This is a genomic window from Campylobacter jejuni, from assembly GCF_001457695.1.
GTDB classification, from domain to species: Bacteria; Campylobacterota; Campylobacteria; order Campylobacterales; family Campylobacteraceae; genus Campylobacter_D; species Campylobacter_D jejuni.
In genome coordinates this window covers 552,665-573,540 of record NZ_LN831025.1, presented here as the reverse complement: position 1 = coordinate 573,540, position 20,876 = coordinate 552,665, and the positions used below count along the sequence as shown (strand labels likewise).

Sequence of the window (20,876 nt, the reverse complement as noted above, 5' to 3'; positions counted from 1 at the left end):
TTTTGTTTCATTTTAACCTTAAAAGCATTAAAAAATTATGAGTTTTTAGAATATTTGCTTTATTTTTCTAAATTTAAAAAATGTACCATTTGTCCTAAGGCTATGGAGCTATCATTGCAAGGATATTTTAAAGGTACAAAAAAATCAAAATTTTTAGCTTTTAAAATTTCAAGCAAGGTTTTGTTTTGAAAAACTCCTCCACTTAAAAGCACTTTTAAATCATAATCTTTGCTAAAATCTATGATAAAATTTGCTAAGGCATTAAACATACCTGTAATTGCCTTAGTTTTTTCATCTTGTAAAGCCCCTAGGATTAAATTTTTAAAATTAGCCTGCCCTTTTTCTATAAAAAGCTTATAAGAAAAATCAAGATTTTTATCATAAAAAGCTTCACACATTAAGCCAACTTGGGCTTCATAAGAACTTTTTTCTAAGTTAAAAACAATACTTCCAAAAGCATCGATAATGCGTCCTAAAGAGCTTGTTTGTAAGTTAGATTGAGAATAAATTTTTTTAAGATTTTCAAGTTTGATTTTTGGAATTTTTGCTAAAAACTCCTTAGCCTTATCTTCTAAATCATAATGAAAAATAAGACTTAGAGCCAAATTTTGTATATTTTTAATATCACTATTTATAAGAGTGAAATTTTCAAAATGTGCAATTCTTTCATATTCTTTTAAATTTCCTACAAAAACTTCTCCACCCCAAATTTTGCCATCTTCGCCATAACCTGTTCCATCACAAATAAAAGCTAAAGCCTTTTCATCTTTTGCAAAATTTTCTTCGTATTCAAAATAAGCCGCACAAAAATGCGCATAATGATGAGAAATTTTAATCCTTTCTTCAAATTCTTTTGCATAGCTAAAATGCGGGTGTTTATCGCACAAAATCGCATCAAATTTCAAATCATAATTTTGTTTAAAAAATTCTAAAAGTTTAAAAAATCTCTCATGCACATCAAGACTTTTCAAATCCCCTATATAAGGAGAAATTAAAAGTTTATTTTCATAAAAAATCACAAATTCATTTTTAAGTTCCGCACCCAAAGCTAAAAAAGTGCCTTTTTTATTAAAATTTCTTTCCAAATAAAAGGGATTTAAACCCCTTGAAGTACGCAAAAACATAGTTTTGCCATTTACCACTTGAGCGATGCTATCATCACTTGCATTGATAATTTCCCTATCATAATCCAAATAAAAATCAAAAACTTTATCAAGTTTTTGACGCAAATTAAACTCATCTTTAATGATACTTTCTCCGCTTAAATTCGCACTTGTTGCTACAAGGCTTCCTTTAAAATACTCAAAAAGCAAAAGATGTAAAGGCGTATAAGCTAGCATAATGCCGATTTTATCTACATCAGGAGCGATTAAAGAAAAGGCTTTTTTTGCCTTTAAAATCACAATAGGAGCCAAAACCCCACCAAGTAAAGCTTCTTCTTTTTCATCTATAAAGGCAAGTTCTTTAGCACTTTGTAAATCTTTACACATCAAAGCAAAGGGTTTTTTGGGGCGATTTTTTCTAAGTCTTAGAGTTTTTAAAGCTTCTTCATTAAACGCATCACACATGAGATGAAAACCGCCCATGCCTTTAATGGCTAAAATTTTACCTTCCTTTAAAAACTTCGCACTTTGTATAAAAGCTTCTTGATCTTTGGCTAAAATTTCACCCTTTGGATTTTTAAGAAAAACATTGATTTTACACTTAGGACAACTGATGGGCTGGGCATGAAAACGCCTATTTTTAGGATCTTCGTATTCGCTTTTACAAAACTCACACATCAATAATTCTTGCATGGAAGTATGGGTTCTATCATAAGGAAGACTTTTTATAATACTAAAGCGTGGCCCACAATGTGTGCAAGTGATAAAGGGATACAAAAAGCGTGGATTTTTTTCATCAAAAAATTCTTTTTTACACTCCTTACAAAGTGCAAAATCACTTAACATAGGCGTGCTTTTTGCATTCTCTAAAGAAGGAGTGATGCTAAAATTTTCATAGTTTGAAATAGAAATTTGCGTGATTATAAGCTGATCTATTCTTGCTAAAGGCGGGAGATGATTTTTTAAATTTTCTATGAAATTTTGACATTCTTTTTGAGTGCAAGCAAGAATAATTTCTACCCCAAAACCATCATTTCTTACCTCTCCAAAAAGCTTTGATTTCAAAGCTAGTTCATAAACTAAGGGGCGAAAACCCACCCCTTGAACTAGACCTGAAATTTTGATCTTATATCCTAAGTGGCACATCGCTTAACTGACAATTTTTAAGATGTTTTAAAGTATTTTTAAGTAAAGATTTATGTTCAAACAAAGAGCCACTTATAAGCGCTAAGTCACTTTGCTTTTTCTCTCTTAATTCATCATAAGTATCACGCAAGAAATAAGCCAAACTCTCAACCGCTCCATAAGCGATATTAGCACTATCTACACCTGCTAACATAAAACTCATAGTAGATCTTAAAGTTCTTGTATAATCAAAACTTTTATCTTCTTTCAAACGATAATCAATCTTTACTCCACGAGGCATTTTTGACTCATCAGCGATTTTTAAAAGCTCGCTAGCACTCTCTTGTAAATTTTTACCTAAATTTAGCACTCTGCCTACTAAGCCAAGCAAGGAATAAAAATTATTTTGAAGTTCAAAACTTTCATCTAAAAGAGGAAATTCCTTGCTAAAATTTTCTAAAAGCCTTGCTCCAATTTCATCTTTTTTAATCTCTTCATAAAGTTCTTTGCTGTGTTTTGGTAAGCAAAGTTTAAGTAAATTAAGCTCTTTGTTGATAAGTAAAATATCTTCATAATCCTTGCTAAGCTCTAAAATAAAAACCTTTTCTTTATAACGGCTTATAAGATAAGAAATTCTTGCCATATTTTTATCTTCTTTAGAAAAAATAAGCTCTCTTGCCTTAGCATTGATAAATTCAAAACCCTCTAAAACCACCACTTGCTCATCTAAAGCACTGATATAAAAATCTTTTTGATATTCTTCTATCTTTTTTACACTTAAAAATTTATATTCATTTTCAAAAAGTTTCAAACCTAAAGCAAAACAAAACAAATCCCTAGCAAGTCTGATTTTAAAATCATTAAAATCAAGATTGTGATTTTTTCTAAACATAGCATTAAGCCTTAGCTTCATCAAAGGTTTTTCCAAACTTGCAAGAAGTTTTAAATTTTCATTTGAACAAACAAAAACTGAATTTATAGCCTTAATATCACAAGGAAGTAAAAAATCTCCTATAAATTCGTTCTTAAACAAAGAAAATTCATAAATGCCATTTTTATCTTTTAAATAAATCTTTTTTTCTTGACTTAACAAATCAAAGGCAAGTTTTAAAAAAGTATTGAAATTTTCTTCATTGATTTTTTCAAATTCTGATAAATTGCTTGAAAATTCACACTCACAAAACACACCCCATTCATTTTTGTTTAAAAGTTTTTTTTCTTGATAAGCATTAGAATTTAAATGCGTAATATAAGAAAATTTCGAAAATTCTTTATCTTCTGGTATACAAGGGCTAAAACCATGCCCCGCTTTTACATCAAATTTTTTCAAAAAAACGCTATGACTCATGAAATTCAAAGAATCGCAAAAAGTCTTTAAATTTTCTTCATCTGCATCGATAGAAAAATGATAAGTATTTTCTTCTTTACTAAGGATATAATTGTAATTTTTCGCATAAAAACGCAATAAATATTCAAAAATATCATTATCCGCATTATAAATAAAATCAAAATCCAAAGTCATATTATGCCTTTTTTGAAAAATAAACTATAAATATAACATTTTTAACTTAAAAATTCTTTCTCTCTTTGCCTAAAATCACTCATAAAATACTCAATAAAATCGTAAAATTCTTTGCTGTGATTGGGGAATTTTAAGTGGCATATTTCATGCAAAACCACATATTCAATAGCATTTAAACTCTTTTGAATGAGTTTTAAATTTAAATTAACATAAGCTTTATTGTGATTACATGAACCCCAACGCGTTTTCATATTTTTAATGCTTAAATGCGTGTAAAATAAACCTGTTTTTTTACTCCATTTTTTAAGATAAAAAGTAAAAATCTTTTTAGCATTTTGTCTTAAAAATAAATCTAATTTTGCTTTATTTTGACAAATTATTTTATCTTTATCAAAATAAGCTTTTTTGACATTTTCATCAAAAATAATTTTATATTTTTTAGCTAAAAAAATTAACTCATCATCCTTTAAGGCTTTTTTTTCAAATCTTTTTTTTGCCTCATTCATCCAAGAACTTGATTTATCTAAAAACTCATAAACACTTTTAAAGGTGCAAAAATAAGGAATGCTAAGAACAAATTCACCCCTTTCATTGAGCCTTAATCTTAAAGTTTTTATGCGTTTTTTAGAATAAAAATAGCACTCATCTTTATAAATAAATGATTTTAAACTAGAGCTTTGCCTTGCCATTTTTTACTTTTCCATCTGTATGAATTTACCATTCCACGCAAAAATTCATCCGCACAAAATCCTATCCAAACCCCTAAAATTCCAAGATTAAAATGAAAACAAAGCACATAACCCACAGGTAAAGATACCCCCATCACAAAAACAAGTCCGCTAAAAAATGGAAACTTAGCATCGCCACTTGCGCGCAAGGAATTTACCATAACTATATTAAAAGTTCGTGAAATTTCAAGAAAGATTGAAAGAGCAAATAAAGGTATCATTAAATTTTTTAACTCTTCTTTAAGCCCTAAAATTTGCATAGTAAAATCTTGACAAAGATAGTTCAAAAGTGCCACTAAAGCACTCGCTATTACACTAAAATATAAAGCACGCCAAGCGTGTTTATAGGCTATATTTTCATATCTAGCACCGACTAATTTACCTACTATGATTTCATTAGCTATGCTCGTAGCTTGTCCTATAAGCATGATAAGCATTGAAATTTGAAAATAAATCGTTTGCACACTCAAACTCGCCTCGCCTAAACTTGCTACAAAAGCAAAAGCTATAGTGTATTGGACTATCCACAAAAGATTTTCCCCTGCTGAAAATCCACCTATATTTAAAACCTTTTTTAATACCTCTTTTTCAAGTTTTATCATTTCTTTGATTTTAAGATGAATTTTAAGTTTATAAAAAAGTATCACAAGTAAAGCCACTATAGCAACAATACGAGCAAAAATATTGCTAAGCCCTACTCCAAAAAGTTCTGATTTTGTATGATGCAAAACATAATAATTTCCACAAATCACCACTATATCCATCAAAAAGCCTATAAGCATGACCCAATAAGCCATATTATAAACCCTTACAATAGCCGCTAAAACAATACCTATGGCATCAAAAAACAAACAAATTGCAAGCATATGTAAGTAAATTTCGCTATCTTTGAGCAATTCTTGTGGGATTTTTAAAAGATAAAGCAAATACTCCCCGTGCCATAAAATAAGCACACCGCATACAAAGCCTAAAAGTGCATTTAAAAACAAACTTTGATGGATCACTTTTCTTGCTAAAACATGATCTTTTGCACCGATTGCTTGTGCGATCACCACGCTACAACCCACGCTTAAAAATGAAAAAATAGTGATAAAAAGATCTAAAATTTGATTTCCAGCTCCCATAGCACCCACAAGAAAATTAGAATAATGCGACACCATAGCAGTATTGATAATCACGGTTAAATACTTAGAAAGCAAATCCCAAAATATAGGAAAACTAAGTCTTGTTAAGGAGAGTTGTTTTTTTGCCATGATATTATCTTATCTCTTTTTTTAAATATTTCTTTTAAAAAACAATTCTACTTAAAAATTACTTTTTTAAATATAAATATTTAATATACTCAATTTGTTATATTTAAAATAATTTGATGATTTTCTTCTTTGAAAGTATACACTAGCTCATCACATTTATATGAGACTTCCTTCTTGCAAATTTTATCTTGCAAAGGTTCTTTTAATATTTGCAATAAATGTTTTTTAAAAAATAATTTTGTGCTCAATCCCATTCCATGATTTAAATTTTTAATAAACTTATTATCAACTTGTGAAATAGCAAAAAATTCTACTTTAAAATTTAATTCTTTTAAAATATGTACAAAATTTTCCTTATTTTTAAAAGGAGATCTTTCATCAAAAATACTATGATATAAAATATATTTTGGATTTGGGTATAAGCTTTGTATTATTAGATGTTCTTTGTTTAATGGTTCTCTTATGATTTTTCTAGCATTTGAAAAATAATTTTTTGAAAATTTATTATTATTCCAATAAGTTTTATCACTTAAATATAAAAATATATTTTTAAATAAAGTATCATCATATGTTCCATGATATCTAGTAAAATCGATTTCTTTTCCAAAACCTATAAGTCTAAAAATATTTCCAAACAAATTAACAAAAGAAGAATTATCTAATATAAAATCAATACTCCAAGGAGCTATTTTTGCACATAAATTTGCTAAATATCCGCCATATGAATTTCCAAACAAAATCGTTCTAATACCCCCCCCCATTAGTTTAAATGGAGAATTTTCTTTTATATAAAAAATAGCATTTAAAATATCCATAGCTTGCATTATACCAAAATTTTGATATTCATTTTTAAATGGTAAAAAACTTACATGTGTTTTTAACTTATAGTTTTGATGTAATTGTTGATTTAATTTTAATTTTTGAATTTCTTGATCTATTCTTATAAAAGCATTATTTAGATTTTCATAAGAATTTATATCATAAACATTTATACATTTTAAATTTATAGCCTTTAAACTAGTATCTAAAATGAATTTATCTATATCATCCAAATAAAAACTGGAACCCAAATGAGGTCTATTTCCTATGCAATGATAGTTAATATTAATAACAGCGACTTTATAATTTCTAGTCAAATAATCATCAATATAAATATAACTATTCATATCTTCAGCACCGCCTGGAATAATGCAGATTATAGCTTCTATTTCTTTACTATCATCATAAGTTAATCTAAATTCTAATTTACTTTCCCTTTTGATATTTAATTCTACATCATCACAAGAATCTATAGAATAAATTTGGTTTATAATCATATTAAACCTTTTTTTGGAAATTTTTAATTAATTATATCATCAAATTTCCAAAAAATAAATCTCACCCGAAAGCACCGCTTAAGTAAGCCTTGGTTTTTTCTTGTTTTGGATTTTCAAAAAATTCTTTACTTTCACCAAATTCTATAAGCTCGCCTAGATGAAAAAATGCTGTATAATCAGCTACGCGTTTGCCTTGTTGCATATTATGCGTAACCATGATCATAGAAAGATTATGGCTTAATTCTTTTAAAAGCTCTTCTATAACACCTGAGCTAATAGGATCAAGCGCGGAAGTTGGCTCATCTAAAAGCAAGAGCTTAGGTTTTATTGCTAAAGCTCTTGCGATACAAAGGCGTTGTTGTTGTCCGCCTGAAAGAGCTAGGGCATTTTGCTTTAATTTATCTTTAACCTCTTCAAAAAGCCCTACTTTTTGTAAACAATCCACCACTAAAGCTTCTTCTTCATCTTTGTTTTTAATCATACCATGAAGTTTTGGTGCATAAGAGATATTTTCATAAATGCTTTTTACGAAAACATTAGGTTGTTGAAAAACCATGCCTACATTTTTACGCAAAGCTACTACATCTTGATTTTTAACATCTTTTCCTTCAATTTCCACTAAACCATCGATTTTTGCGATTTTATCATTCATTCTGTTAAAACAACGCAAAAAAGTGGATTTACCACATCCAGAAGCACCGATGAGTGCAGTAATTTTGTTTTGTTCTATTTGCATATTGATATCAAACAAAGCTTGTTTTTTTCCATAAAATAAATTTAAATTTGTTGTTTTTGCTATCACTTTAATTTTCCTTGAAAATATTTTCTTAATAATATCGCACTAAGATTTAACACGACTAAAAGTCCTAAAAGCACAATAATACCCGCTGCGGTTCTTTCTAAAAATGCACGCTCTGGCATAGCCGACCATGAGTAAATTTGAGCAGGTAAAACGCTAGTTGGATCAAAAATCGAACTTGCTACATCAGGGATAAAGGCTATCATACCGATAATCATCAAAGGCGCAGTCTCGCCTATAGCCCCTGCTAAAGTCAAAATAGAACCTGTTAAAATCATAGGCATAGCCAAAGGTAACATAATACCTTTTACCATTTGAACCTTTGTCATACCTAAGGCATAAGCAGCATTTTTCATATTGATATCCACACTTTTTAAGGCCGCTTTGGTTGAAACAATGATAATAGGCAAACTCATGATCGCCAAAGTAAGCCCACCCACTAAAGCACTTGAACGAGGCATTCCAAAAAGATTGATAAACACTCCAAGTCCTAAAAGTCCAAACAAGATACTAGGAATACTTGCAAGGTTGTTAATACACACTTCTATAAAATGTGTAAGGATATTTTGTGGTGCAAATTCTTCTAAGTAAATTGCCGCTGCAACGCCTATAGGAACACTCACAACCATACAAACAAGCATAACAAGCAAAGTCCCTATAACTGAAGATAAAATTCCTGAATTTTCAGGAGATTTTGAGTCCCCATTTAAAAAGAAATTGCTATTAAATTTAAGCTCTATCTCGCCTTTTTGCACAAGATCATCGACTAAAGTTCTTTGTTTTTCACTAAGGCGATTATATTTTTGCTTCATATATTGATCTACTTCTGAATTTACCAAAAGCCAAGATTTTTCAGCGATTTGTCCTGTTCTTATTTTTCTTTGTTCTGCGCGAGATAAAAGATCATAAGAAGGAGAATTTCTATTAGCCTCTACAAAAATATAGGTTTGCTTAAAAGCAGGAAATCCAAGATAAGCCACACTTCCTAAAAAGATACAAAGAAAAATTAAATTAATATAAAGCCCCATTTTACAAAGTCTTTTAAAAGACTTTGAAGCTTTTTGTCTTTTTTTAAAAAGTTTTTTCATAAATTTTTCCTTTTGTGAAAGCGATTGATAAGATAAACGCTAAACATATTGATGATTAAAGTGATGACAAAAAGCACCAAACCTAAAGAAAAAGCACTTAAAGCCAAAGAACTATCAAAAGCTTGATCTCCACTTAAAGCTTCTACGATTTTTACCGTTACCGTTGTCATATCTTCTAAAAAATTTAAAGTTAAATTTGGACGCAAAGAAGCTGCCATCACCACTATCATAGTTTCGCCTAAGGCTCTTGAAAGTCCTAAAAGACAAGCTGCAACTATACCAGGAATAGCCTCAGGTAAAATCACAGCAAAAACCACTTCTTTTTTTGTCATACCTAAAGCATAAGCGCCATTAATCCTTTTCTCGCTTACTGCTTCAATGCAATCTTGAGATAAAGAAGCCACTATAGGTACTATCATGATCCCCATGATAAAACCTGCGCCTAAAGCACTTTGAAAACTTGCTTGTATGCCAAATAAAGAAAAAAACCACACTATAAAAGGCGCTACAACTATAGCCGCAAAAAATCCAAAAACAACAGTAGGAATCCCTGCAATGATTTCTAAAATAGGTTTTAAGTAATTTTTAGATTTTTTGCCAGCAAAAACACCTAAATATATAGCACACATAACCCCTAAAGGTAAAGCCGTTAGCATAGCAATCAATGAAATATAAAAAGTTCCCCAAAAAAGCGATAGTGCTCCAAAAACACCTTGTTTGCTCGCGCCATCTGCATTCATAAAAGCTGCATCAGCTGCCCACTGACTTGAGAATAAAAAGGTAACAACACTTTCTTTTTGAAAGAATTTTAAAGCTTCAATTAAAATTGTAAGCATGATAGCAAAGCTTACTATCACGCTTACAAAAGCACATAAAAAAAGTGCAAATTTGATTATTTTTTCTTTTAGCAAAGTTTTTCCTTAAAAAACTTTTCCAGCTTTTACAAGCTCATCATTTAAAATTTTTCTATCTTCTACATGTTTTTGAGAAGCTTTTAATTTATCATCACTTAAAGGAACAAGTCCTATTTTTTCAAGCTCTCCACCACTTTTTGCCAAATCATCACTCATATAAATTTTTGCAAATTCAAAGGCTTCTTTTGGATTTTTCTTAGCATTGATATAAATAAACAAACTTCTTGCAAGTTCGTATTTTTCATCTGCGATGCTTTCTTCGCTTGGCGTAACACCATCGATATTAGCAGCATTGATTTTGTCTGAATTGCTCACCAAAAAGCTATAACCAAAAATTCCAAAAGCATCTTTATCAATAGTAAGTTTTGAAACGATTAGATTGTCATTTTCGCCACTTGGGATATAAGCACCATCTTGGCGTATGGTTTTATACTCGCCTTTATACTCAGGAATTTTTTTAGACACATCACTCATTACAAGCTCTTCTATAGTATCTCTTGTTCCTGAACTTGATGGTGGACCATAAACACTAATTTTACGATTTGGTAAATTTTTATTGATTTGATTCCAGTTTGTATAAGGATTTGGTATAAGTTTTCCATTTTGTGGAATTTCTTTTGCTAATGCTAAGAAAAGTTCTTTTTTTGTGATATTTAATGGAGCATTGGTTTTATTTTGAGCTAAAACTATACCATCATAACCTATCATAATCCCTACTATATCAGTTACCCCTGCTTTTTTGCAAGTTTCAAATTCGCTTAATTTCATAGGTCTTGAAGCATTAGAAATATCAGTAGTTCCTTCACAAAATACCTTAAATCCACCCCCTGTTCCCAAGCTCTCTACTATAGGAGTTTTTGTATTTTTAATCGAAGCATATTCTTCAGCTACAAAAGAAGTAAAAGGATACACAGTCGATGAACCTGCGATTTTTAAATCTGCTGCATTTAAAGCACCACAAAGTGCAAGACTTGCCACACTTAAAGATAGAATTTTTTTCATTTTTTCTCCTTAACTTTAAAAAAGTAATGGAAGTTTAAAAAAACTTGGAAACATTTTGGAAACATTTTTTATTTTGTATTTTTCTTAAATATAATTTTTAACTATCAAAAAATTTAGCTTGTTTTTAAAAAAATAATATATCATTATAAAACATTTTAAATTTTAATAAGGAGATAAGAATGCTTTCTAAAGAAGTTGTAAAATTACTCAATGAACAAATAAACAAAGAAATGTATGCAGCAAACTTATATCTTAGTATGAGTTCTTGGTGCTATGAAAACAGTCTTGATGGAGCTGGAGCCTTCTTGTTTGCACATGCAAGCGAAGAAAGTGATCATGCTAAAAAGCTTATCACTTATCTTAATGAGACAGATTCTCATGTAGAGCTTCAAGAAGTAAAACAGCCTGAACAAAATTTCAAATCTTTACTTGATGTTTTTGAAAAAACCTATGAACATGAGCAATTTATCACAAAATCAATCAATACTTTAGTTGAACACATGCTAACACATAAAGATTATTCTACTTTTAATTTCTTACAATGGTATGTAAGCGAACAACACGAAGAAGAAGCACTTTTCCGCGGTATAGTTGACAAGATTAAGTTAATCGGAGAACACGGAAATGGACTTTATTTAGCTGATCAATACATCAAAAATATTGCATTAAGCAGAAAAAAATAATCTTTGCCCTACTATGGGCAAATCTCGCTTTGGATTGAAGGTATGACTTATTTTTCTCTAGAATTTAGTATTTTAATGATAGCTTTTTTTGCTATTTATTGGACTTTTAAAAATGATTACAAAATACAAAATATTTTAATTTTAATTTTCTCTTATATTATTTATATTTTAATCAATCCTTATTTCGCCTTGGTTTTATTTATATATACCTTTTTTATACACTATTTTGCCTTGCTAATTTTTGTGCGTCGCAAGCGTTATATTTTCGCTACTTGTATGGCTTTTATTATTTTAAATTTATGTTTTTTTAAATACTTTCCTAGCATCAAAGGAAGTGTAGATGAGATATTAAATTTTTTCGGTTTAGAATTTTTAAATATTGATTTAGTATTACCAATAGGAATTAGTTTTTATACCTTTACTTCTATTACTTATCTTGTAGAAGTTTATCAAAAACGCCGTTTAGAAAGTTTTTTAAATTTAGCAACCTTCTTATCATTTTTTCCAACACTACTTTCAGGGCCCATTATGCGAAGTTCTTTTTTCTTTAAACAAGCTTATCAAAAACGCGAATTTAAACATGCAAATTTAATCATCATCTTACTTGTTTTTGGTATAGTTAAAAAAGTTTTAATAGCCAATTACCTTGGAATTTATGCTAAAAGTATTTTAGACTTTCCACAATCTTATAATTTCATACAACTTTTAAGCGCAATTTACGCCTATGCGATTCAAATATACTGCGATTTTAGCGGATATGTTGACTTAGTTTGTGCTTTTGCTTTAATGCTAGGTTTTACCCTTCCGCCTAACTTTAACATGCCTTATCTTGCAAAAAACCTAAAAGATTTTTGGGCTAGATGGCATATCAGTCTTTCAACTTTTATAAGAGATTATATCTACATACCTTTAGGGGGCAATAGAAAAGGAATGCCACGCACTATAGTTAACATACTCATCGCTTTTATACTTTCAGGTATGTGGCATGGCAATACACTTGCTTTTATTGTTTGGGGTTTATTGCATGGCATTGGCATAGTTTTTATACATTTGCTAGCTTTAAGCAAATTTAGTTTACAAAAAATTCCAGCTTTAGGAAGATTTTTAACCTTTCAATTTGTATGTTTTACTTGGATTTTCTTTTATTATAGCAAAAATCTAGAAGATGCAATAGAATATTTTAAAGCTTGTTATTATAATTTCTTCCAAATTCCATCTTATAACGATATTTATATGTTGGTTGCTTTTGGGGTTCTTTTTATGATCTATCCTTTATTTATTAATTTTAAAGAATATTGCATTAAGATTTTAAATCTTACTCCATTTTTACTAAAACCTTTTATCATAGCTTTTATTTTACTTTTGGTTTTTGCTTTTATGCCAGATGGAATTCCTGATTTTATTTATTCGAGTTTTTAGATGAGTGTAGTTAGATTTTTCTTCATTTTGATTATAGTGCTTGGCTTGGTTGTTGTAGTTATGAATCAGAGTATTAGCTCTTATATAGAACAAAAATATCATTTTGCATTCTATCCTCATAATGATCTTTTAAAAGAAGCCAATGACTTCAAAATTAAATTAGAACAAATTCGTGCAATTTTAAGCAACGAACCCTTGCCTCAAACCAATGAAGAAACTACAAATCAAGAAAGTAAATCAACAGATGAAAACTTAAGTAAAATAGATAAAATTCTAAACACTTTAGAAAATGATGAAAACACTTCTCATAAAGAAACAAATCTAACCTTAATCCAAGATGCAAATATTAGTTTTATCGACAATACCAAATTAGAGCTACAAAATGGAGATGAGTTTTTATTTATCGGAGATTCTTTAATGCAAGGTGTTGCAATAGCCTTAAATAGAGATTTAAGAAATTTAAATCTTAAGGTAACCGATCTTAGTAAACAAAATACAGGCCTTTCTTATAAATCCTATTTTGATTGGTCAAAAGCAACCAATGAAGCTTTTGTTAAAAACTCAAATATTAAATATCTTGTTGTTCTTCTTGGTGCTAATGATCCTTGGGATATTAAAAAAGGAGGAAATTACCATCGTTTTGGCTCCCCTTCTTGGATAGATATTTACACAAGTCGTGTAGATGAAATCATTAAAATCGCTAAAAAACATAAAGCCAAAGTTTTTTGGTTTGAAATCCCTCCTGTAAAAAAAGAAGATTTGAACAAAAAAATACAAGTACTCAATAAAATTTACAGCGATGAAATTCTTAAAAATAAAGAAATTTTTATCAACACTAAGCTATTTTTTAGTGTCAATGATGAGTACTCAGCTTATATAAAAGATGAAAACAATAGAAGTATAAAAGTAAGAACAGATGATGGGGTTCATTTTACTCCAAATGGCACAAGAGAAATGTCTAAACTTTTATTAGAACACATAAAACTTAAGGAAGAAAATGCTAGTAAATAAATTTAAAATTATCTTATTGTTTTTTATTATTTTTACTAGCTCTTATGCACAAAATTTAAATACAAATGACACAATAGATTCCATACTCAATCAAAACAAAAATCACTCTGCTTTAACAAGTTATGTATCAAAAAAAGATCTTAAAAATCTAGAAAAAAAAATAGAAAAAAATCAAAACATAGGAATTAGAATTTATGGAGATTCTCATATGGCGGCTGATTTCTTTCCGCGTGTCATAAGAGGATATTTAATCCGCTCTAACTCTATAGGTTTTGCCTATCCTCTACAGCCCAAATATCAACAAAATCTTAATCTTGTTTATTCTTATAAAAACTTTGAAATTTTAAACTCAAGAAATCCTGCTAATGCTGGACATAATTTTCCACTAGGTGGGATAATAGCCAAAGCAAAAATCAAAGGTGCAAAAATCAACCTTGATACAACCTTAGATAAAAAAAATTTCAAAATAGGATTTTTATTTAAAGCCAAGCAAAATACCAATGCTTTTAGCATCAAAGATGCAAAAAACCAAAGCTACGAGTTAAGAACTACACAAATTAATAAATGGTCTTATAAAGAACTAGAACTTGATCTTCCTTTGCAAATTTCAGCCTTACAAAAAGATGCTGAGCTAGGAGGATATTTCATCGCAAATAAAGATAATAATGTTTTCTTAGATACCATTGCAATCAATGGTGCCAAAAGTGATTTATGGCTCTCTTGGAATCAAACAGTTGTAAAAAAAGAACTAGGGCTTTTACACAATGATTTAATTATTCTTGCCTATGGTTCTAATGATGCACTCTTTAAAGGGTTTGAAAAACAAAAATTCAAAAATAATTTAAAAAAATGGATTAACATTTTAAAAACTTACAATAAAAACGCTGTTATCATGCTAATCTCTCCACCAACTGTAGTTCAAAAACAAGGTAAAAACTACAAGCTTGCTCCTGATTTTTTTACCATACGCAAAGCATTATATGAAGTTGCTAAAGAAGAAAAAACTCTTATTTTTGATATGCATCAGTTTATGCAAGATAGTGGAGGAAAAAACAAATGGATAGAACAAAAGCTTTCGCTCAATGATGTACATCTTACTATAAAAGGCTATGAGCTGATAGCTAAAAAGTTACTCGGGGATTTAAAAAATATTATCGATTATTAAATTTAATACTTAGGAAATTCTAAGTTTTCATCATTAAAACTTAAAGCTGTGATTTGATAGTAAGAATTAATGGTTTTTAAAAGATTAAATCTAGCTCTTAAAAATTCTTGCTGGGTAGAATTTAAAGCATTGTTTGCATCCAAATAATCTTTTAATTCACTTTTTCCTAAAATATATTTTTCATAATACGCCTTAGTGATAAGCTCTTGTTTAATGTTAATATTTTGCAAATTTTGCAAAAGCAAGGTGTCGCTTTGATAATCTTTATAATTCAATGCAAATTCATTCATCGCACTTTGCAAGGCTTGCTCATAAGAAATTAAAAGTTGCTCATAAGTAAATTGTGAAATTTTGATATTTTGCTTTACTCTACCATAATCTAAGAAAGGTAAAGAAATCTTAACATTGCCACTTAAAATTTCAAATTTAAAACTATCATCAATTTTTTTATCACTCCCACTTAATGCTCCACCTAAAGAAATACTAGGCAAAATAGATTTTTGTATAGAAGAATAATCCTTAAAGGCTGATTTTAAGCTATTGAGTTTAGATCTCACATCTGCACGGTACGCTAAAGCTTTTAAAGGTATATTAAAATCAGGACTTAAGGTTTTAAAATCATTTAAAGATAAAGTTTTAAAATACTCTATGTAAGCAAAACCTTCTTGCCTTGCCAATAAATCTTGTAAATTTTTTATGAGTAAATTACGATTTTGATCATTGCTTAATAAATTTTGTTTAGCTCTTAATAAGCTTTGTTCTATGTTTAAAAGATCTAATTCTTCTATTTTTCCAAGCTTGTATTTATAGTTATAAAGCTCTTTCATTTGTTCTAAATTTGAAAGATAAGCTCGAAGCAATTTATCTACATCGTTAAAATAAGCCAGCTCAAAAACATCATTTAAAGCTGTATTGATCATGCTTATTTTTAAATTTTCAAGATCATAAGCACTTGCTTTTGCACTAAATTCACTCGCACTTGCACTATCTCTTAATTTTCCATAAATATCAAGCTCATAGCTTAAATTTAAAGAATTATTGAAATTTTTACTTTGTTTGCCTGAATTTAAATCTTTATCTCCACCAAAACCCAAATTTCCACTTAAAGTCGGATATAAATCATAATCAATCAAATCGGCTCTAGCCAAAGCTGAAAACAAAGTTTTTCTAGCAATATTAATATCACTATTATTCAATAAAACAAAATTTAGAAATTCATTTAATTTTGCATTATCGTAGGATTTATACCAATCATAAGTGAGATTTAAATCTTTCATTTGTTCTTGAGTTAAATCAACTTCTTTAGGCAAGCTAAGTTTTGCACCACAAGCACTCAAGAAAAATGCTAAAAAAATGCTAAATATTATTTTCATTTTATTCCTTTGATAATGCACTAATAGGATTTAAATTTGCTGCATTTCTTGCAGGGAAAAAACCAAAAACCACACCGATAAACATAGAACTTAAAAGTCCCAAAAGCACAGAATAGGCATTTAAAATCATAGGAAAATCCGAACTTAAAGTATTAAAAGCAAAAATAACAAAAATCGATAAAATCACACCTAAAATCGCCCCTATAGTACAAATCATAACCGCTTCGATTAAAAACTGCATCATAATATCTTCTCTTCTAGCCCCTATAGCCATGCGTATGCCTATTTCTCTTGTTCTTTCACTTACAGAAACAAGCATGATATTCATCACTCCTATACCCCCAACAATCAAAGCAATCACAGCCACACAAGCTGTAACTATGGTTGTAGTGCGTTTATTTGCTGTAATAGCTTGCTTAAAGGTATCAGAATTAAAAGTAAAAAAATCCTTTTGTCCGCGTTTAATTTCTAAAATTCTTATAATAGCATTTTCAGCCAAAGTTGAGCTCACATCATCTTTAACCTTAACTATAATTTCACGCAAATTTCTATCTCCTGTAAGCTTATTCATCAGTGTTGTATAGGGTATATAAAGACGCACTACATTGTCTTCTATAGGCTTGTCTGTATCTTTTTGCAAAACTCCTATGATCTTAAAAGGTTGAGAATTAAAAAGCACTACACGACCTAAAATATTTTCACTTTTTTCATCAGGAAAAAGATTTTTTTTAGCATTAAAATCCAACACAGCAACATTGGTGCTATTTTTTACATCATCATTATTTAAAATTCTTCCCGCATCTATCCTTAAACCTTCTATGGCAAAATTATTTACCCCCACTCCTTCAGCTCTTGCGCTTAAAGAAATATTGGTATAAGTTGCCACACCTGAAGTATTTGAATGAGCATCAACTGCTTCTAAATATTCTAGGGATCTTAGCGTTTCTAAATCACTAAAATTAAGCCTTGTTTTACCCGAACGCAAATCCCCAAATCCTTTTCCAGGGCGAATTTCAATAGTATTTGTCCCAAGTCTTGCAATGGACTCAAGCACCTTAGCTTGAGAGCCTAATCCTAAAGCTACAACACAAACTACAGAAGCAATACCTATGATGATTCCAAGCATAGTTAAAATAGAACGAAGTTTGTGTGCAAGTATGGAAGAATAAGCTATCTTAAAACATTCAAAGGCTTGATTTTTAAGCAAAGTAAGTGTTTTTTTCTCTTTGGGCATTGTTTTTAAAATAAGTTTTTCTTGAGCTTTTTCCTTTTTAGTATCGCTTAAAATTTCTCCATCTTTAATCTCTATAACCCTTTTAGCTTGTGCTGCAATTTTTGGATCGTGAGTTACTAAGACTATAGTATGACCTTGCGCGTTAAGTTTTTGTAAAATTTCAAGCACCATAATACCGCTTTTACTATCCAAAGCTCCCGTTGGCTCATCAGCCAAAATAAGCTCTCCGCCATTGATTAAAGCTCTTGCTATAGAAACGCGTTGTTGCTGCCCTCCGCTTAATTCATTGGGCTTAGAATCTAACTTGTGAGCTAATTCTAAATCATTTAAGAGTTTTTTAGCATTTTGACTTCTTTCTTGTAAATTTTTTCCCGCATAAACTGCAGGTAAAGAAACATTTTCTTTAGCACTAAGCAAGCTTAAAAGATTATATCTTTGAAATATAAAGCCTATTTTTTCACGCCTTAATCTTGCTTTTTCATCATTATTAAGTTTAGTGACTTCATATTCATCAAAAATATAAGTTCCACTACTTGGTGTATCTAATGTTCCTATGATATTTAAAAGTGAAGTTTTACCACTTCCACTTTGTCCTATAATGGCAACAAATTCACCTTTTTCTATACTTAAACTTACATTTTTTAAAATGGCATTTTCGCCTATATTCTTGCAAATATTTTTAAGAAAAATCATTAAAATCTCAACTTCATTTTAGGAGCTAAGCCATCAGCACTTGAGCTTACTATCAATTCTTCATTTTCATTTACACCTTCTAAAATTTGAGTATTGATAGAATCTTTAATGCCAAGTTTGACATATTTTTTAACAGCTTTTTGATTTTCTAAAATTTCAACATAATAGCCTTTTGGATCACTTTTAATTGCATAAGTTGGCACTGCTAAAACAGCCTTTGCACTTGCTACAACAATTTCATTTTGTATACTCATACCAATACGCAAAAAATCATCTTTATTGGCTACATAAAATTTTGCGTAATAATAAATAGCATTTGATGAGCTTGAGCTTGAAGAACTCGAACTTGATGAGCTTGAGCTTGTACTAGAATCACTCACTTCAGTATCAGCTGGATCTATACTTGCAATAGTAGCATGATAAGTTTTTTGAGGATCATTAAGCAAAGAAAAATCAAGCTCTGTTCCTACTTTTATCTTACTCACATCAGCCTCTGCTATTTCCATTCTTACTTCCATTTCATCTAAATTAGCTATACGGACTATAGTAGGAGTATTTTGATTAGCATTAACTGTTTGTCCTTCATCTACAGCTACATTAATCACAACACCATCCATAGGAGCAGTAATGGTTGTATAACCTAAATCTTTTTGTGCATTTTTAAGAGTGATTTCAAGCTGAACTACTTGAGCATTAAGCTCTGCAACATTGGCTTTTAAAGTATAATAATTATTTTTTTGAGTTTCTAAATTTTCAAGAGAACTTGCTTTAGCTGCATAAAGTTTTTGCTCTCTTTGATATTGCTTATTCGCAATCTCAAGGGCAACTTTTTTACTCTCTAAATTAGCCTTAGCGCTTTCAAGCTGAGCTTTTGTAATATCTAAATCGTTTTGTTGTTTATCTTTGTCAATTTGAGCGATCAAATCACCTTGCTTTACATGGGTTCCCACATCAACATAAAGTTTTATAATTTGTCCGCTAACTTGAGCACCTACATCGACTTGATCTCTGGCATATACCTTTCCTACTGCCTCTATGGTTTGAGATATATCTTTTTTTTGTATTTTTTGAGTTAAATAGCTGATTTTTTCATCATTATTAAAAAAAATAAAATAAGCCCCAACACTTCCAAGTATTGCAATTAAAATGATTAAAATAACTTTCTTTTTCATAATAACAAATCCTAAAGAAAAATCAAGATTAAATTTTACTCATTTTTTTGTGAATTTTTTGTGAATTTTTAATTCTATTTTATAAATTTAAAAATTCTAAAGCCATCATCACATCACCCTGCATTAAGACTTTTAAATTTTCATCATCCCAACAAAAAGTAGAACTATGGTGCAAAGCTGGATGATTTAAATCCTTTGAAATTCCAACAAACACATAAGCCCCCATTCTTTCTCGTGTTAAAAAAGCAAAATCTTCAGCCCCCATGTCAGGTTTAGAAGAAACAATAATATTTTCTTCTCCTAAGACCTTTGTAAAAGCTTTTCTTGCTATCAAAGCAGCTTTTTCATCATTAATCAATGGAGGAAATTCTTTAGTATATTTAAGCTTATAATCTCCACCATTAGATTTTGCTGTAGCAGCAGCCACTTCTTCTAAAGAACTTTTTAAAATATCTTGTGTTTTATCATTTAAAAAACGCACGGTTCCTTTTAAATAAGCATTTGCAGGAATAACATTATAAGTAGTTCCTGCACAAATTTGACCTACGGTAATCACCCCTGCTTCATAAGGGGCTAAACGCCTAGAAACAACACTTTGTATATTATTTACAAATTGCGTTGCCATAATTATAGGATCTATACAAGTGTGCGGATGAGCTCCATGTCCTCCTCTGCCAATAAATTCCAAATCAAAAATATCCGTTCCAGCCATCATTTCGCCACTTACAATTTGAGCAGTATTTTCAAGCAAAGACCCCCATAAATGACAACCAAAAACCGCATCAACATAAGGATTTTCCAATACACCTGATTCTATCATAGGTTTAGCTCCACCGCTTCCCTCTTCTGCGGGCTGAAACATAAATTTAATCGTGCCACAAAATTCATCTTTAAGCTCATTTAATATCAAAGCAGCTCCCAAAAGCCCTGCTGTATGTCCATCATGTCCACATGCATGCATCTTACCATCAATTTTTGAAGCATAGCTTAGATTAGTTTTTTCCTGCACAGGCAAAGCATCCATATCCGCTCTTAAAAGAACGCATTTTGGTTTTTTCTGACCCTTCTTTTTTCCTTCTATAATAGCTAAAATTCCTGTTTTTGCAATATTTTTTTGATATTTAATGCCAAACTCATCTAAAATTTTACACACTAAATGAGCTGTATTTTCTTCTTCAAATTCAAGCTCAGGATGCATATGAATTTGATGTCTTAAATCAACTACTTTATCATAGTACTTTAGTGCTAAATTTTCAACCAGCTTTTGCATTCTTTT

17 protein-coding genes are annotated in these 20,876 nt (G+C 29.9%); 4 read left to right on the top strand and 13 right to left on the bottom strand.

The features are described 5' to 3' along the window. Window positions 1-59: 59 nt before the first annotated feature. The 9 genes from hypF to pstS all read right to left on the bottom strand — a co-directional run bounded on the left by hypF (window position 60) and on the right by pstS (window position 10,850). Window positions 60-2,249, bottom strand: coding sequence for a carbamoyltransferase HypF (gene hypF / locus AT682_RS03005; protein WP_002882545.1), 2,190 nt, complete (start codon window positions 2,247-2,249; stop codon window positions 60-62). Continuing rightward, window positions 2,230-3,750, bottom strand: coding sequence for a hypothetical protein (locus AT682_RS03000; RefSeq protein WP_002882544.1), 1,521 nt, complete (start codon window positions 3,748-3,750; stop codon window positions 2,230-2,232). Before AT682_RS03000 ends, hypF begins: the two co-directional genes overlap by 20 nt. Window positions 3,751-3,791: 41 nt before the next feature. Next, window positions 3,792-4,439 carry a M48 family metallopeptidase gene (locus AT682_RS02995; RefSeq protein ID WP_002882543.1) on the bottom strand — a complete coding sequence of 216 codons (648 nt, stop codon included), beginning with the start codon at window positions 4,437-4,439 and terminating at the stop codon, window positions 3,792-3,794. Next, entirely contained in the window at window positions 4,415-5,731 is a 1,317-nt protein-coding gene (locus tag AT682_RS02990) for an MATE family efflux transporter (RefSeq protein ID WP_002882542.1), read from the bottom strand. The genes AT682_RS02995 and AT682_RS02990 overlap by 25 nt, the downstream gene beginning before the upstream one ends. A gap of 89 nt (window positions 5,732-5,820) precedes the next feature. Continuing rightward, window positions 5,821-7,047 (bottom strand): DUF2920 family protein, encoded by a 1,227-nt coding sequence (locus tag AT682_RS02985; RefSeq protein WP_016818281.1) that lies wholly within the window; start codon window positions 7,045-7,047, stop codon window positions 5,821-5,823. Between the two features lie 61 nt (window positions 7,048-7,108). Further along, the gene (pstB, locus tag AT682_RS02980) at window positions 7,109-7,849 is read right to left on the bottom strand and encodes a phosphate ABC transporter ATP-binding protein PstB (protein ID WP_002776307.1); all 741 of its coding nucleotides are present in this window, start codon (window positions 7,847-7,849) and stop codon (window positions 7,109-7,111) included. Continuing rightward, the gene (pstA, locus tag AT682_RS02975; RefSeq protein ID WP_004306785.1) at window positions 7,846-8,934 is read right to left on the bottom strand and encodes a phosphate ABC transporter permease PstA; all 1,089 of its coding nucleotides are present in this window, start codon (window positions 8,932-8,934) and stop codon (window positions 7,846-7,848) included. The genes pstB and pstA overlap by 4 nt, the downstream gene beginning before the upstream one ends. After that, window positions 8,931-9,845, bottom strand: coding sequence for a phosphate ABC transporter permease subunit PstC (gene pstC, locus AT682_RS02970; protein WP_004306782.1), 915 nt, complete (start codon window positions 9,843-9,845; stop codon window positions 8,931-8,933). The genes pstA and pstC overlap by 4 nt, the downstream gene beginning before the upstream one ends. Before the next feature lie 9 nt (window positions 9,846-9,854). Then, complete coding sequence (gene pstS, locus AT682_RS02965; protein ID WP_002825033.1) at window positions 9,855-10,850, bottom strand: substrate-binding domain-containing protein; 996 nt, start codon at window positions 10,848-10,850, stop codon at window positions 9,855-9,857. A 179-nt stretch (window positions 10,851-11,029) separates the two neighbouring features. Between pstS and ctf the strand changes: the two genes are divergently transcribed. From ctf to AT682_RS02945, 4 genes are read left to right on the top strand one after another with little or no spacing between them, the layout of a single operon-like run. Beyond that, window positions 11,030-11,533, top strand: coding sequence for a non-heme ferritin (gene ctf / locus AT682_RS02960; RefSeq protein WP_002852256.1), 504 nt, complete (start codon window positions 11,030-11,032; stop codon window positions 11,531-11,533). Between the two features lie 42 nt (window positions 11,534-11,575). After that, the gene (locus AT682_RS02955; RefSeq protein ID WP_004306777.1) at window positions 11,576-12,952 is read left to right on the top strand and encodes an MBOAT family O-acyltransferase; all 1,377 of its coding nucleotides are present in this window, start codon (window positions 11,576-11,578) and stop codon (window positions 12,950-12,952) included. Continuing rightward, window positions 12,953-13,963, top strand: coding sequence for an SGNH/GDSL hydrolase family protein (locus tag AT682_RS02950; protein WP_004306774.1), 1,011 nt, complete (start codon window positions 12,953-12,955; stop codon window positions 13,961-13,963). It abuts the gene before it with no gap. Continuing rightward, window positions 13,950-15,128 carry an SGNH/GDSL hydrolase family protein gene (locus AT682_RS02945; protein WP_004306771.1) on the top strand — a complete coding sequence of 393 codons (1,179 nt, stop codon included), beginning with the start codon at window positions 13,950-13,952 and terminating at the stop codon, window positions 15,126-15,128. The genes AT682_RS02950 and AT682_RS02945 overlap by 14 nt, the downstream gene beginning before the upstream one ends. A gap of 2 nt (window positions 15,129-15,130) precedes the next feature. Here the strand turns inward: AT682_RS02945 and AT682_RS02940 are convergent, their stop codons facing one another. From AT682_RS02940 to AT682_RS02925, 4 genes are all read right to left on the bottom strand, one after another. Next, window positions 15,131-16,501 carry a TolC family protein gene (locus tag AT682_RS02940; RefSeq protein ID WP_004306768.1) on the bottom strand — a complete coding sequence of 457 codons (1,371 nt, stop codon included), beginning with the start codon at window positions 16,499-16,501 and terminating at the stop codon, window positions 15,131-15,133. 1 nt (window position 16,502) lies between these two features. Next, on the bottom strand, window positions 16,503-18,428 hold the full coding sequence (locus tag AT682_RS02935) for an ABC transporter permease (RefSeq protein WP_004306764.1): 1,926 nt from the start codon (window positions 18,426-18,428) through the stop codon (window positions 16,503-16,505). Next, window positions 18,428-19,600 (bottom strand): efflux RND transporter periplasmic adaptor subunit, encoded by a 1,173-nt coding sequence (locus AT682_RS02930; RefSeq protein ID WP_004306762.1) that lies wholly within the window; start codon window positions 19,598-19,600, stop codon window positions 18,428-18,430. The genes AT682_RS02935 and AT682_RS02930 overlap by 1 nt, the downstream gene beginning before the upstream one ends. Before the next feature lie 79 nt (window positions 19,601-19,679). Beyond that, a complete protein-coding gene (locus tag AT682_RS02925) occupies window positions 19,680-20,870 on the bottom strand; it encodes a M20 metallopeptidase family protein (protein ID WP_004306759.1) in 1,191 nt (396 codons plus the stop codon). Between the last annotated feature and the right edge of the window lie 6 nt (window positions 20,871-20,876).